This window comes from Bacillus sp. CFBP9009 (assembly GCF_036541465.1).
Classification (GTDB): Bacteria; Bacillota; Bacilli; order Bacillales; family DSM-1321; genus Peribacillus.
The window spans coordinates 26,136-39,881 of sequence record NZ_JAZHFU010000026.1 but is presented as its reverse complement, the minus strand read 5'-3'; the positions used below and the strand labels follow the sequence as shown (position 1 = coordinate 39,881).

General features: G+C 36.3%; 14 protein-coding genes and 2 pseudogenes. 8 read left to right on the top strand and 8 right to left on the bottom strand.

Annotated features, from left to right (window positions below):
• Nucleotides 1-88: 88 nt before the first annotated feature.
• The gene (locus V3595_RS26905; RefSeq protein ID WP_485910890.1) at nucleotides 89-940 is read left to right on the top strand and encodes a tyrosine-type recombinase/integrase; all 852 of its coding nucleotides are present in this window, start codon (nucleotides 89-91) and stop codon (nucleotides 938-940) included.
• Between the two features lie 303 nt (nucleotides 941-1,243).
• Here the strand turns inward: V3595_RS26905 and V3595_RS26900 are convergent, their stop codons facing one another.
• The gene (locus tag V3595_RS26900; RefSeq protein ID WP_161922965.1) at nucleotides 1,244-1,483 is read right to left on the bottom strand and encodes a hypothetical protein; all 240 of its coding nucleotides are present in this window, start codon (nucleotides 1,481-1,483) and stop codon (nucleotides 1,244-1,246) included.
• Between the two features lie 680 nt (nucleotides 1,484-2,163).
• Here V3595_RS26900 and V3595_RS26895 point away from each other — a divergent pair.
• A complete protein-coding gene (locus tag V3595_RS26895) occupies nucleotides 2,164-2,802 on the top strand; it encodes a recombinase family protein (protein WP_485910887.1) in 639 nt (212 codons plus the stop codon).
• 43 nt (nucleotides 2,803-2,845) lie between these two features.
• Here V3595_RS26895 and V3595_RS26890 read toward each other — a convergent pair whose 3' ends face one another.
• From V3595_RS26890 to V3595_RS26870, 5 genes are all read right to left on the bottom strand, one after another.
• Nucleotides 2,846-3,775, bottom strand: coding sequence for a CBASS oligonucleotide cyclase (locus tag V3595_RS26890; protein ID WP_485910885.1), 930 nt, complete (start codon nucleotides 3,773-3,775; stop codon nucleotides 2,846-2,848).
• A 251-nt stretch (nucleotides 3,776-4,026) separates the two neighbouring features.
• The gene (locus V3595_RS26885) at nucleotides 4,027-4,767 is read right to left on the bottom strand and encodes a hypothetical protein (RefSeq protein ID WP_485910883.1); all 741 of its coding nucleotides are present in this window, start codon (nucleotides 4,765-4,767) and stop codon (nucleotides 4,027-4,029) included.
• Entirely contained in the window at nucleotides 4,748-5,326 is a 579-nt protein-coding gene (locus V3595_RS26880) for a 7-cyano-7-deazaguanine synthase (protein WP_485910881.1), read from the bottom strand. Before V3595_RS26880 ends, V3595_RS26885 begins: the two co-directional genes overlap by 20 nt.
• Nucleotides 5,327-5,342: 16 nt before the next feature.
• Nucleotides 5,343-5,801, bottom strand: a complete 459-nt coding sequence (locus V3595_RS26875; protein WP_485910879.1) for a hypothetical protein — start codon at nucleotides 5,799-5,801, stop codon at nucleotides 5,343-5,345.
• An 85-nt stretch (nucleotides 5,802-5,886) separates the two neighbouring features.
• The gene (locus V3595_RS26870) at nucleotides 5,887-6,453 is read right to left on the bottom strand and encodes a cysteine hydrolase family protein (RefSeq protein WP_485910877.1); all 567 of its coding nucleotides are present in this window, start codon (nucleotides 6,451-6,453) and stop codon (nucleotides 5,887-5,889) included.
• Nucleotides 6,454-6,572: 119 nt separating this feature from the next.
• Here V3595_RS26870 and V3595_RS26865 point away from each other — a divergent pair, with 119 nt between their 5' ends.
• Nucleotides 6,573-7,016: an Lrp/AsnC family transcriptional regulator gene (locus V3595_RS26865; RefSeq protein ID WP_485910875.1), complete on the top strand. Its 444-nt coding sequence runs from the start codon at nucleotides 6,573-6,575 to the stop codon at nucleotides 7,014-7,016.
• 88 nt (nucleotides 7,017-7,104) lie between these two features.
• Nucleotides 7,105-7,365: a hypothetical protein gene (locus V3595_RS26860; RefSeq protein ID WP_485910873.1), complete on the top strand. Its 261-nt coding sequence runs from the start codon at nucleotides 7,105-7,107 to the stop codon at nucleotides 7,363-7,365.
• Between the two features lie 116 nt (nucleotides 7,366-7,481).
• On the opposite strand, the pseudogene V3595_RS26855 reads toward V3595_RS26860, so the two are convergent.
• Nucleotides 7,482-7,618: pseudogene (locus tag V3595_RS26855) on the bottom strand (H-type small acid-soluble spore protein).
• Nucleotides 7,619-7,934: 316 nt separating this feature from the next.
• Here V3595_RS26855 and V3595_RS26850 point away from each other — a divergent pair.
• A pseudogene (locus tag V3595_RS26850) lies at nucleotides 7,935-8,183 on the top strand (IS110 family RNA-guided transposase); the annotation flags it as partial.
• Between the two features lie 14 nt (nucleotides 8,184-8,197).
• On the opposite strand, the gene V3595_RS26845 reads toward V3595_RS26850, so the two are convergent.
• Nucleotides 8,198-9,289 carry a substrate-binding domain-containing protein gene (locus tag V3595_RS26845; protein ID WP_485910871.1) on the bottom strand — a complete coding sequence of 364 codons (1,092 nt, stop codon included), beginning with the start codon at nucleotides 9,287-9,289 and terminating at the stop codon, nucleotides 8,198-8,200.
• Nucleotides 9,290-9,638: 349 nt separating this feature from the next.
• On the opposite strand from V3595_RS26845, the gene V3595_RS26840 reads away from it, so the two are divergent.
• Genes V3595_RS26840 through araA form a run of 3 tightly spaced genes read left to right on the top strand, consistent with a single transcriptional unit; the run spans nucleotide 9,639 to nucleotide 13,444 of the window.
• Entirely contained in the window at nucleotides 9,639-11,249 is a 1,611-nt protein-coding gene (locus tag V3595_RS26840) for a xylulokinase (RefSeq protein WP_485910869.1), read from the top strand.
• A 22-nt stretch (nucleotides 11,250-11,271) separates the two neighbouring features.
• Nucleotides 11,272-11,967: an L-ribulose-5-phosphate 4-epimerase gene (locus tag V3595_RS26835; RefSeq protein WP_485910867.1), complete on the top strand. Its 696-nt coding sequence runs from the start codon at nucleotides 11,272-11,274 to the stop codon at nucleotides 11,965-11,967.
• A 52-nt stretch (nucleotides 11,968-12,019) separates the two neighbouring features.
• A complete protein-coding gene (gene araA / locus V3595_RS26830) occupies nucleotides 12,020-13,444 on the top strand; it encodes an L-arabinose isomerase (RefSeq protein WP_485910866.1) in 1,425 nt (474 codons plus the stop codon).
• Nucleotides 13,445-13,746: the final 302 nt, after the last annotated feature.

The following is a 13,746-nucleotide window of genomic DNA, read 5'->3' as shown; positions in this document are numbered from 1 at the left end:
TAGGATAATCCTAAGGTTTTTTTGTATAAATTCCACAATTCGTTGGAAAGGCTTATTAATAGCATGATTTTGGTAGGGGGCTTCTCGAATGACCAGTAAAGAAGAAATCCTGGACAATAAACAAATTCTTCATTCTTTTGCGAAATGGTTAATGGGTCAAAATAAATCCGATGGTACGATTAAAACCTATGTGGGAGTCATCTCCCAGCTTCTTCAATGGTTTAAAGATGAGGCGGAAGAGATTGAAAAATCCCACGTCCAAACCTATTTAGACGATATGGAACAGTCAAACAAGAGTGGAGGAACGATTGAAAAACATTATTCAGCCATTACCATGTTTTCCAGGTTCCTTGATAAACCCGAAATCGTCCTCAACATCGATCGTAAAGCAAAGGAAAAGAAAGAAGATCCGCCAAAAGCCCTGAACATGCTTGAGCAAGCTGCTCTCCTAAAAGAAATCGAGGCCTCTGGGCATTTCAGGAATATTGCCATTGTCTACACAATGATTCATACGGGTATCCGGGTGTCCGAACTTTGTGATTTGAACCATAGTGACATTCAAAAAGAGGGAGAAAGGCAATATATCCTCATCCGGGATTCAAAAGGTGATATAGACAGGAAGATTCCACTCTCCATGACTGCTAGTGAAAAGATCAAGGCATACAAGGAATTTTTAAATATGGAAACGGAAGCCATCTTCATATCCAGTGTGAATCAACGCATAACGCCAAGGTCCGTGCAATATATGCTGACTAAATATAATGCGACTCCCCATAAGCTGCGGAATACGTTTTGCCAAACATTAATCGATAAGGGGATAGACCTTCAAACCGTTTCAAAATTGATGGGGCATAAAGATTTGAACATGACCAAACGTTATATAGGAGAAGGAAAAGAAGAATTGGAATCAGCCATTGAAAATACTTTTGATAATTTGTAGGATTGGGAATACTTAACGATATACAAGAAGTTTTCCTTCATTATATAAGTTCCAATAGCACGGGGAATTTCTTGCTGATGATTTAAAAATAGCATTTCTTTTATAAAGTGTAGGCCTTTTAAAGGACAGATTAAAAAGACTAGGAATTTTTAAGGCGATGATTTCTTTTGGTGAATGCCACCCAAAACAACCCTTTGGTAGCCAGAGGGTAAATAAAAATGGAATCTATTCTATATACTGTTCCAGGTATTGGCCTCACCTAGGGTAGACTAGAAAACATCATTGGACTTCTTATTCTACAATTTAGGGTTGCAGGGTAGTTTCTCTTAGTAGTTTCTCGGCTTCAATTATACAAGCACCCTTGTCATGTAGGTATTCAAGTGAGATACCCCTTTTTAATGCTGTTTGTTCCATTAATCTAATTTCATGATACATAGCACCAGACAAGATTCCTTTTTCAATGTTCTTATTTATTTCATAATAAAATCCTGCCAATAATTCTAACGGTAATTCATCGTAAAGGGAACTTTTTTTGTTCTCCATAAAGCACCTCCTCATTCTACAATAAAACTAGCATACATATTTGTAATAAAAACATAAGGGATCTTAAGGGGAGCTTTCAAGCTAGGGAAACCTGAATTTGACCGAATACAGAGTTTTTTTGTATTTGAATAACATGATTGATGAATCACTGTTTCCTATTCGGAAGAAGCTAGCTGTTGCATAAAATAGGGGATTTCTTCTATGTACTGTTCCGGGTATTGGCCCCACCTACGCCAGATACTATGACGGACACGCATGCCATCCAACCTATTATCATCATAAAAGAAAGCGCTTACATTGTCAAGGATTTCATTTGGAAATACGAGCAAAAACCTCTTGGTAATGATAAAAGGATCACAGGCTGATAGGATGAAGGGACTAAAATTAACAAAATCAGCAGATCTATTATTTTAATAATATCCAAAAAAGAAAATGTTGTATTTCACAAAAATGGTTGAGCGCCGTTTAAAGCTAAAAAATTTCCGAAATGGGCGGTATAGCATTGTTACACCAGTTCGTAAAAGTACACTTTTATGAACTGGGTAATTTTATTCGTAAACGATGTTATTTTACGTCCGTTAAAGTGTAAAAAACATTTACGGACGTTTTTTGTTTTGCAGATATATTTACGAACGGTTTAATAGAATAAGAGATAGAATTAACATGGAGAGGTGTAAAAAATGGATGTTCGTAAATTTGGATACATACGAGTAAGCAGTAAAGATCAAAATGAAGGACGACAACTTCAAGCCATGTTGGAAAAAGGTCTCAATGAACGAGATATCTTTTTAGATAAACAAAGTGGAAAAAATTTCAATCGAGTTCAATATCAATTATTAAAACGGATGATTCGTAAAGGAGATGTCCTTTACACTCATTCACTGGATCGATTTGGACGGAACAAAGAAGAAATCCTTCAGGAATGGAATGACATCACAAAAAATATCCAAGCAGATATCGTGGTCATGGATATGCCTTTGTTGGACACCACTAAATTTAAGGATAGTTTAGGGACCTTCATCGCAGACCTGGTTTTACAAATCCTTTCCTGGATGGCGGAAGAGGAGAGGGATCGTATACGAAAACGGCAGCGTGAAGGAATTGATGTGGCTTTGCAAAAGGGTGTGCCCTTTGGCCGACCAAAAGCTCAAGTAACGGAAGAGTTTATAGAAGTCTATGATTTATGGAAAGCAGGAGAGATGACAGCCGTTAAAGCCATGGCGGAATTAGGCGTTAAAAAGACGACTTTTTATAAGTTGGTTAAGGAATATGAAAAAAAACCTAAAAAGGTCACTATATATATAGAAGAAACTCGTTAAGGAAGAAGCCTTTGCTCAACGTGACAAAGGCTTACTTCTATATTCATTTCCCACTCAAAATTTCCTTCCATGCATCGAGGGAGTTTGCCCTGTTTGCTATCTCCATTCTTTTCAGCATCTGTTTAAATGTATTACTTGCTCTTTGGCGTTCAGAGCTTTTAGCATTTCCTAAGTAAGTATCTACATGTACAGATTGCCCTGTGCTATCGGTAATGGGGTTCAAGACAGCACGTTCAGCATGACGGCAGAAATGTTCAACCATTCCTTTATATGTTTTTGGTGTATTAGCTGGATTCTTAAAAGCATCTATAGCAAGTGATTCAAGGTGATACCCAGATAATTGTCTGTGTTTAGGTAAAGTAGAATTAATATTTTTCATTAACTTGATGAGGGGGACCAATTTATTACTATTTGCTTTGTTTACGTTAGTTAATTTCTCTGCAAATTTATTTGGTCTTATTGTATTACTCCATTTATTTTCTCCGGGCCGAGGAATACGATAACCAGTTTCAGTTTTGTTGCTTGGCAGTAACTGAATTTCATGACCGGACGCAAACTTTACAGTTAATGCTAATTTTCCGATTTTCACATCCGTTTTAGGTAATCGTTTTTGAACTTGCTCTTTAAAGAGCTGTAAAACTTCATTTGGCTTAGCCGTTGATAATTGGCTATTATTTATTTGGACCAACAAATCAACATCGCTAATTCCTGTTGAATAAGTACTTTTATTTACTGAACCACCAAACTTTAGATCGACAAATCCTTCAATGTCCTTTTCAAGAGCTTTTTTTAGTGTCTCTAAATGCTTATTTATACCTTCAACATCACGACTATTTATTCTTTGAAAATGTTCCTTAATATACTGATTTAAATCTGCGTCAAATTTTTCATGAATTATCCTATTCTCTTTTTCATGTTCTAATTGCTTAAGCGTCTTAGGGGGATTATTATAGCTACCACCACTGCCACCCATCGATTGGTCTCCTCCTCTACTCGAAGCTTTTCATTATCCTAGTAAGTATGAGTTTAATTTCTTGTACTTCTCTTGGGCTTAAATATAGATCCTCCCAATCAGAGGATTGGGCAAATGTTATCAATCTACTTTTTAATTGAGCTAGAACTTCGAGATTTTCAACGTATCCTAGTATCTTTACTTCATTGTCTGGTCGATCCGAGAGCCCGTAGTTTAACGCATAGTGATTAAAATATGTTGGAGTACCACCGTTAAAAGAGAACCGAAGAAGATAGACCATCAAAAATATCAGCTCCGCATAGAAAATACAATGCAATCGACAACGGATCAATACAGCCAAATATATGAATAGGTGAATCTAACCCTGTAGATGTTAAAGCCTGCCTCACTCTATAAATACTTCTAGCTCTTTCAAATATGGAATCTCCTAGCTCTTTTTCTGTAAACCCTATTACATCAAAATGAGAAAAGAGATCAATACATTGGATTACGTTATCAATATCTATAAAAATATCATTTTTAGAAGATGGTTTACACAAAAAATCGGATGCGAATACCGGATATTTTTCAAAATGTTTCTTTGCATTTTGAACTTGTACTTTAAGTGGATATACTTCTTGATAATCAAAATTAACCAAAATTATATCTGTAATAGGCTGTAGCATCTTAACTTGATTTTCATACAAACTCTTATTCCATTCCTTTGCTATATATAAAGAATTGTAAATATCAGAAATGTCATGTTCTAGATTCCTCTCATAGCCGCCACTGTCTATAATTAAAATGTCCGATTCATAAATTTGGTCAAGTTCAAAGTACTCATAGTGCAAGTCATATGCACTTATGAGAGATACCTCAGTGAGTTTTTCCTTAAGATAATTCTGTAAATCATTAACATGAGGAAATCCTTTACTGGAAAAGGATGGAACAAGAAGAGGGGTGTTATAATTTATTTTTTTAATATTGCGAATTTTAGCTAGGTGCTGGTTCATTTAGTAACCTCCTATCAATACATGAAAGACAGTATCCACATGGCTCTTTTTGCCCTAATTCGCAGCTGTACGTCAACTGAATAGGCACTTGATAATTAACAACGTATTCATAAACTTGCCTCTTAGAATAGTCAAGAAATGGAGCTATTACTCTGGTTGTTCCTCTAAAATAACCATCAAGCATTGTCTGGGTATCATTAATAAAATTTGGAGATGAGTCATAGTAGGGGGTACCTGAATGGATGCCAATAGAAATTAGTGATATAGGCTTCTCAAAAAAGCCGCATCCAGCTAATATAAAAAGACAATTTCGACAAAAATATTCACCATCATAATCACTAAGTTTAAATCCTAATTTTTTGTGATGAAGTTTTACACCATAATGATTACTTATTTTTTGAGCAGATAATAACTCTTGTTTATGACTTTTTTGTCCGTAATCAAAAAAGACTGCTTCTACTTTTTCTCTTTGAGAAATATGATAGTGTACTAATGCTGAAGAGTCTACTCCGCCACTTAATAATATCAATACTGAATAAGCAGAATTTCCTTTAATCATTTAGATTTTCCTTATTTCAATTTCGAGTTTCATCTGATGAAAAAATTTGTTTTAATTTCATTTTAATACAATACAATCGTACTGACATATGGGGAGTTTGTTCAAGTTTTTTACTGATATCAATTTTTATCTGAAGCCGTTGTTTTTCCCTAAAAAATATTCTATCAGAGGTTATAGGTGCGCTTTCATTAATCGAACTATATTCACCCAATACCTGATCTAATTCAGCTTGGGTAAGAGTTTCATAAGTTTCTAGAATACTTGTCTTTCGTATGAATGTAGTTAACTGTTTTCCAATAGTTTCATGAGTAGCAGCTTTTCTTCCCAGTCCAAGATACTCCTCTAAAATGGTAATAATAAAAATCAAGCCAGCAAAAAGACCAATAATTAACTTATAGGTTTCTTCATCATTTCTCTTTTTTTTGTATGAGTTTTTTTGTGCGACGGGTAGTTGCACATTTGCAGGAAACTGCAAGATATAACTTGGATAACAAGTCTAACATCAGTAAAAAAGGGAGCTTGTTTTAAAACAAACTCCCACTTATAATAAATTATTGGTCCTACAAGTTTGTGTTAGTTTTGCTTTGCAGGAAATCCTCGGTCGAAATTACATTGGCATACATACCGTTAAGTGCACTGACAAACGCATAATGAACCTGTTCAGCTGGAACGACCTTATCTTGATAAGATAAGTCTCTTGTCGCACATGCATCTTCAATAAGTGTAGTTTCAAAGCCTAGATCCACTGCAGCTCTGACTGTGGCATCAATACACATATGCGTCATCATACCTACAATCACTAGCTTGGTTACTCCTTTTTCTTTTAATTTGCTTTCTAATTCAGTCTGTAAAAAACTGTTAGGGAAATGTTTTATGATAATGCTTTCGTGTTCTAATGGTAGAACAGCTTCATTTAGTTTAACTCCCTCCGTATTCGGAAGAAAGAAGCCTAACCCTGGATCACTTGCGATATGCTGGATATGAAAAATATTATCTTTGTTATTCTGTCTAAACCATTCAAGAACTTTAGCAGCATTAGCGGCTGCTTTTTCAGGGTTGCTTAATTCCATCTTTCCATTTGGAAAATAGTCATTTTGAATATCGACAATGATTAAAGCTGTGCTCATTTTTTCCACCTCTTTAAAAAATTTTAGTACAATATAATGATAAATGATATATTGATTTCTATCGATACTTTGATGAAACACTTTTATATCAATGCATTTCATGGTGAAAGGAATTTATTATGGAACTTGATAACATTGATTTTCAGATCCTTCGGTTATTATCCGAAAATTCACGTATTCAATGGAAAGACTTAGGTGAACAAATTCATATGACGGGACAAGCAGTAGGAAATCGTATTAAAAAACTTGAGGAAAATGGTGTAATTAAAGCCTACTCTCTAATAGTCGATGAAATGAAATTAGGACTTTCTTATACAGCATTTGTCATTATTTATATGAAAACAGCAAACCATGATTCGTTTATACGTTTTATTAATGATAGAAATGAGATAATTGAAGCTCACCGAGTATCAGGAGAAGGCTGTTTCCATTTAAAAATAAAAGTTAACTCTCAAGAACTATTGAATCTTTTTCTTAATAAAATTCTCGATTATGGAAACTATTCTTTATATCTATCAATACAAGAGATTAAGAAACATAATCCGTTGACTGCCACAATATAATAATATATTTTTATTCTTAGGAGGATAATGTATTCCCAATCGTCTTGAATCATTCCAAGTATGGGGATGGGCGACCGGAACAGTAGCAATGGGAATAGTCTTTTTACGTATCGTAGATCCAGAAGGGAAAAGTAAAACGCTAGTTGAATATGCGCTTGCTTATGTTGGTGTTGCAATGGTTGATATAGTAATTGTTAGTTTAGCTCCTGTATTGATGATGACGGGCCAACATTGGTTGTTTACGTTAGTTACGGTAGTAGCAGGATCTGCTATCTTATTATTCACCAAATCGCGAGGAATGTGGGTAAAACCAGGAATCCGCCAGCAAAGAGGTGGCAAAGAGATATAGTGTAGACTTAAACAAAGGGATAGATTGTTAAAGAAGATGGTCAATGAACTTAATCTAACATGAAACCACCACCCGAAGGTGGAAGTTTATTAATGTATCGAGGAAATATTGACAAATTACTGTTCTTTTAAGCTGGTTACAGAAACACTTTGTTTTTTATTGGTTCATCAAGGGAATGGATTGTAGCTGTTCCATTTTGTTTATCTACGTGCTCAATGTAGATACTTTTCTCGTTGTAGGTTACATTAGCCATAATTGGCGAAGAAGCAATTTCTTCTGTTCGTTTAGCCACCTCATTTGGTTTGGAACAGTTATAATATTTGTTCCAATTTCCTTAGATGATACTTGTTTTATTAAAATACTTCCAAGAACCCTTACACACTTACTGAACTAATAGGTGCATACTTCAAAAAAGGAGGTTGCTGAGGCAGCCTTTTTCTTATGGAACAAAACGGGGCAGGTTAGCATTCCTTTAGTTCGTTATTTTTCAGCTTTGAAAAAAATAGGGCTCCTCAGTAAGATATGAGTAAGACACCACTCTAACTCAAAACCTTAGGAGGAACCCTAATATGAAGTTTAAAATGCAAGATAAACAAAATCAACTAATCGAGAGAACTTCCGATAAACACCTTTTTGTTAGAGTGGATATTGCCCAACAATTACATGTGGCTAGAGCAGTAAATTTCCGTGGAATTGTGTCGGAGATCCACTTGCATTTGAAAATAATGAAGATGGATTTGCTGGTTTAAAATGGATGGATAAGCCTTCAAAGACTTAATAAACTGGAGGCAGCCATTGTGGGAATGGAGCCTACAGGCATCACACACTAAGATTATTGTATTTCTAACTCTTTGACAGTTTCGCCTTCAATTAACACTGGTTGATAATAGGTTTCGTTTGGTAAATCCTTCTTTCCTTGTAATTTCTTAATGACCCAATCAGCTGCATCATGTCCCATTTGTTCTTGTGGGTGTGTCAATGTCGTTAGTTTGATATTAGCATTTTTCGCAATATAAGAATTGTCCTGGCCAATAATCGATAATTGTTCGGGAATAGAAATATCAAGTTGTCTGCATACATTTGCTACTTCCAACCCTACCTCGTCATTATAGCAAACAATGGCAGTCAACACGTCTCTATTTTCATTTAGGAACCCTTTCAAGTTCGTGTATAGGTCTAGCCTCGTTTCTGTAGTATACGAAAGCAATTGCTCTGGTTGAAAGCGTAATTTAGCTTCTCCAAGTGCTTTTATATATCCCTTCATTCGATACTTTCCTTGTAAATCATCCATTTTCGAAATGATTCCAATTTGGGTGTGTCCTTTCGAAATCAATTCTTTTGTTGCGAGATAGCTTGACTGCACATCATCTAGGCAAAAGAAAGGAACCTCTAATTCTTCATAATAAGCGTTGATCATGATGAATGGAACCTCTTGTTCCTTAAACAATAGGTAGTAAGCGATGTTGGGATTGTATAGATTGCTTTTTGTAGGTTCAATAATCAAACCATCCACGCCAAATGACAACATCATTTCCAAGGCTTTTTTTTCTTGTTCGACATCATTATTTGTACTGGCTAATAGTAACGAATAATTATCTTCATTCAATCTTCTTTCAATTCCGCGGATAATAGAAGGGAAAATGTAATCAGAAATGTAGGTCGTGATTACACCGATCGTTTTATTTTTGGAATTTCCACCAGATTTTGATTGATATTGGTTACTAACATATGTGCCAGATCCTTTTTCACTTCTTAAGAATCCCTCGTTCGATAATTCTAAAATGGACTTTCGTACAGTGTGTCGGCTAACGTTGTACATTTCTTGCATGGCGGTTTCAGTAGGAATTTGTTCCCCTACACTATATTCACCTGTAAGGATTTTATTTTTTAAATCATCAATGATTACCTGATACTTTGGTTTCATTAAACCTCACTTCTTTCATAGTTGTTTGCATTCTAATTTATTTGCTTAAAATATTTGTGCGGACATATTTTAACATAATTTTAAATAAATTAAAACAAATCACCTAAGTTTTTTGTATAAATTATCGAAAAGTTATAAATTCCCTATTTACCACTTAGGTTTTATGTCATATAAATTCCTTTATTACTAAATTCCTAATTTTAAGGTGAGGATGGAGGATACTCCTCGGAAGTTGTAAGCATAAATAATATTGACTGTTGACAAATGTACGTACAAAAAAATATAATATGGTTGTTAATACATTTAAGCGCCTCCTTTTATTGAAAGCGCTGACAGAAGGGGGATTAACGTGCAAACGAATATATTAAAAATTAAACAAGCGATTAACGAGGGAGAAACTTCACTTGGAATCGAATTTGGATCCACACGTATTAAAGCGGTGTTGATTGATAATCGTTATGAAACAATCGCATCTGGAAGTTATGAGTGGGAGAACCTCTTGGAAGGTGGAATTTGGACGTACAACTTAGTGGATATTATCACTGGTCTGCAAACAGCTTATAGTGAAATGAAGCAAGAAGTTGAACGAAATTACGGAATTACAATTCGAAAAATAGGTTCTATTGGATTTTCTGCAATGATGCATGGGTATATGGCTTTTGACAGTACAGGGGAGCTGCTTGTTCCGTTTCGAACTTGGCGTAACTCAACAACTGGTGTTGCAGCAAAAGAATTAACTGATCAATTTCAATTTAATATCCCTGAACGATGGAGTATTGCTCACCTTTATCAAGCAATATTAAATGAAGAGAAACATTTGCCTCGCATTGATTGTATTACGACTTTGGCTGGATACATTCACTGGTTATTGACTGGTAATAAAGCAATTGGCATTGGAGATGCTTCAGGCATGTTCCCAATTGATGAATCAAAGCAAGATTACAATGAATCAATGGTCAAGCAGTTTGACGATTTAATTGGGACAAAAGGTTATCCTTGGAGTCTAAAAGAGATTCTTCCTAAAGTCTACATATCTGGCGAGCAAGCGGGTGAATTAACCGAAATTGGAGCGAAAATCCTGGATAGATCAAGAAATTTACAACCAGGCACTCCAATTTGCCCACCAGAAGGCGATGCTGGAACTGGAATGGTTGCTACGAATAGTGTGAGGAAACGTACCGGCAACGTCTCAGTAGGAACTTCCGTTTTTGCCATGATTGTACTAGAGAAAGAACTTTCAAAAGTATATCCAGAAATTGATTTGGTAACTACACCAAACGGAAGTCCAGTTGGAATGGTTCACGCGAATAACTGTTCAAGTGATCTCAATGCTTGGTTGGGATTGTTCCGTGAATTTTCTGAGGCAATGGGACAAAAGGTTGATACAAATAAATTATTTGAAGTAATGTTGAATAAGGCTTTGGAAGCGGATCCAGATGGTGGCGGTTTGCTTAGCTACGGTTATTTCTCAGGTGAAAATATCACAGGATTAGAAAAAGGGCGACCATTATTTGTTCGCTCGCCTGAGAGTCATTTCAATTTAGCAAACTTCATGCGGACTCACCTTTTTACTGCTTTCGGTGCTTTGAAAATTGGAATGGGTATTTTGACAAAGGAAGAAAATGTTGCAATTGATCGTATTTTGGCTCACGGTGGTTTATTTAAAACCCCTCTTGTTGGACAAAAAATTGTTGCCGCTGCAATGAATACTCCAGTATCCGTTATGTCAACAGCAGGAGAAGGCGGCGCGTGGGGAATGGCGATTCTTGCATCTTACATGATGAATAAAGATCAAAAAGAAAGTTTAGAAGACTTCCTCGACAAAAAAGTATTCGAAGAGGTTGATGGGCAAGAAATTTATCCTGATCAAGTAGATGTTAAAGGATTTGAAGCATTTATTGAAAGATACAGGAAGGGTTTAGTGATTGAGCAGGCCGCTGTAGACAATTTGATGTTATGAGTGGAAAACTGGAGGGATTGACGTGTTAGAACAACTGAAAGAAGAGGTATTTCAAGCAAATTTGGACTTGCCTAAATATGGACTCGTGAAATATACATGGGGAAATGCAAGTGCCATTGATCGTGAAAGTGGTTTATTTGTTATCAAACCTAGTGGTGTTGATTACGAAACGATGAAAGCCAGTGATATGGTTGTTGTTGATTTAGATGGCAATGTTGTTGAAGGAGAGTTGAGGCCTTCATCAGATACAGCGACTCACGCAGTACTTTATAAGTATTACCAAGAAATCGGCGGCATTGTGCATACTCATTCAACTTGGGCGACAATCTGGGCTCAAGCAGGCCTTGATGTTCCAGCGATGGGGACCACTCATGCAGACACATTTTACGGATCCGTCCCATGTGCCCGCTACTTAACACAAGAGGAGATTGATCGTGGGTACGAAGTGGAGACTGGGAAGTTAATCATCGAAACATTTGAAGAGCGTGGGTTAGACATTTTAGTCGTTCCTGGTGTCTTACTTCATGGTCATGGTCCGTTTACTTGGGGCAAAGATGCAAAATCCGCCGTAATGAATAGTGTGGTGTTGGATGAAGTTTCGAAAATGAATTTATTTACACGGGAATTAAATCATTTTGCAAAAGAATTACCACAAAATATTTTGGATAAACACTATTTACGAAAACATGGAAAATATGCTTATTACGGTCAAAAGTAAGATTAACTCTATCAAATTATCAAACCATTAGAATTAAGAAAAGAGGATTATTATGTTAACAACAGAAAAAAAGGAATTTTGGTTCGTCGTAGGATCACAACATCTATATGGGGAAGAAGCGTTAGCAGAGGTCAAGGCGCATGCACAAACGATAACCGATGCATTAAATGAAAGCGGTATTTTACCTTATCCACTTGTATTGCAAGATTTAGCTGTTAGTGCAGATAAAATCACAAGCATCATGAAAGAAGTCAACTATCGTGACGAAGTTGCCGGTGTCATCACTTGGATGCATACTTTCTCACCTGCAAAAATGTGGATTCGTGGAACAAAATTATTACAAAAACCATTGCTGCATTTAGCTACACAATTCAATGAAAGTATTCCGTGGGCAACGATTGATATGGACTTTATGAACCTAAACCAATCCGCTCATGGTGACCGTGAATATGGTTTTATCAATGCCCGTTTGAAAAAACAAAATAAAGTTGTTGTAGGTTATTGGGAGCGCCCTGAAGTGCGACAGCAAATTGCACAATGGATGGACGTAGCGGTTGCTTATAACGAAAGCTTCAACATTAAGGTCGCTCGCTTTGGAGACAACATGCGTAACGTTGGAGTAACCGAAGGGGATAAGGTTGAAGCGCAAATCCAATTTGGGTGGACAGTTGACTATTTTGGAATCGGAGACCTTGTTCAATATGTAAATGCGGTTACTGATGAAGAAATTGATGCTTTATTTGCAGAATACGAAGGCCTTTATGAATTTGATTATGGTACCTACAGTAGGGAAGATTGGGAGAAAAGCGTAAAGGTACAGGTAAGCTATGAAATTGCGATTAAACGTTTCCTTGATGATGGTGGTTACACGTCCTTCACAACGAACTTCGAAGATTTATATGGGATGAAACAACTTCCTGGTCTTGCTGTCCAACGTTTGATGGCACAAGGATATGGCTTTGCGGGTGAAGGGGATTGGAAGACGGCAGCACTTGATCGCTTACTGAAAGTGATGAGCCATAACCAATCAACTGGCTTTATGGAAGATTACACATATGAATTAGCTGCTGGACAAGAATCAATCCTTCAATCACATATGCTTGAAGTCGACCCATCTTTAGCGAGTAACAAACCAAAAATTGTCGTATCTCCATTAGGTATAGGTGATCGTGAAGATCCAGCACGTTTAGTATTCGACGGCAAAGCAGGAGACGGTGTCGTTGTTTCCATGGCTGACTTTGGTACAAACTATAAACTTTTGATTAATGAAGTTTCTGCATTTGAGCCAACTGTTCCAGCACCAAACCTTCCAGTGGCCCGTGTACTTTGGGAAGTGAAGCCAAACTTCCAAGATGGAGTGAAAGCTTGGCTTGAGAATGGTGGCGGTCACCATACAGTTGTTTCATTGAACTTAACAACAGACCAAATCATAACCTATGCAAAACTTGTTGGCTTGGAATACGTAGTTATTAAGTAATGTCTCTCCCCTTCAAGGAGGCTCTGCTTCCTAGGAGGGAAGAAATAGTTACTCCAGAAGTTGGGGAATGGAAATATTAACTATTAGTATGATCACTTTATTTGTAAGCGTGTTCGTGGTTTTCCGGAAAAAGATGAAAGCGTTTTAATAGCACAATAACGACACAGAATTCATCCTAATCAATAATTTTTAGGATGATTCTACTAGCATATATTTGTAGTTTGAAAACACTATTATTATTTTCTTAAAAGCAATCAATATTTTTAGTAGTGGGATTTTAAAAATATAATTTTAAAACCTTG

What these genes read in the sequence shown, in the direction of transcription:
- V3595_RS26905 (WP_485910890.1), top strand. Translation starts at nt 89, where the DNA reads ATGACCAGTAAAGAAGAAATCCTGGACAATAAACAAATTCTTCATTCT.
- V3595_RS26900 (WP_161922965.1), bottom strand. Translation starts at nt 1,483, where the DNA reads ATGGAGAACAAAAAAAGTTCCCTTTACGATGAATTACCGTTAGAATTA.
- V3595_RS26895 (WP_485910887.1), top strand. Translation starts at nt 2,164, where the DNA reads ATGGATGTTCGTAAATTTGGATACATACGAGTAAGCAGTAAAGATCAA.
- V3595_RS26890 (WP_485910885.1), bottom strand. Translation starts at nt 3,775, where the DNA reads ATGGGTGGCAGTGGTGGTAGCTATAATAATCCCCCTAAGACGCTTAAG.
- V3595_RS26885 (WP_485910883.1), bottom strand. Translation starts at nt 4,767, where the DNA reads ATGAACCAGCACCTAGCTAAAATTCGCAATATTAAAAAAATAAATTAT.
- V3595_RS26880 (WP_485910881.1), bottom strand. Translation starts at nt 5,326, where the DNA reads ATGATTAAAGGAAATTCTGCTTATTCAGTATTGATATTATTAAGTGGC.
- V3595_RS26870 (WP_485910877.1), bottom strand. Translation starts at nt 6,453, where the DNA reads ATGAGCACAGCTTTAATCATTGTCGATATTCAAAATGACTATTTTCCA.
- V3595_RS26865 (WP_485910875.1), top strand. Translation starts at nt 6,573, where the DNA reads ATGGAACTTGATAACATTGATTTTCAGATCCTTCGGTTATTATCCGAA.
- V3595_RS26860 (WP_485910873.1), top strand. Translation starts at nt 7,105, where the DNA reads ATGGGAATAGTCTTTTTACGTATCGTAGATCCAGAAGGGAAAAGTAAA.
- V3595_RS26845 (WP_485910871.1), bottom strand. Translation starts at nt 9,289, where the DNA reads ATGAAACCAAAGTATCAGGTAATCATTGATGATTTAAAAAATAAAATC.
- araA (WP_485910866.1), top strand. Translation starts at nt 12,020, where the DNA reads ATGTTAACAACAGAAAAAAAGGAATTTTGGTTCGTCGTAGGATCACAA.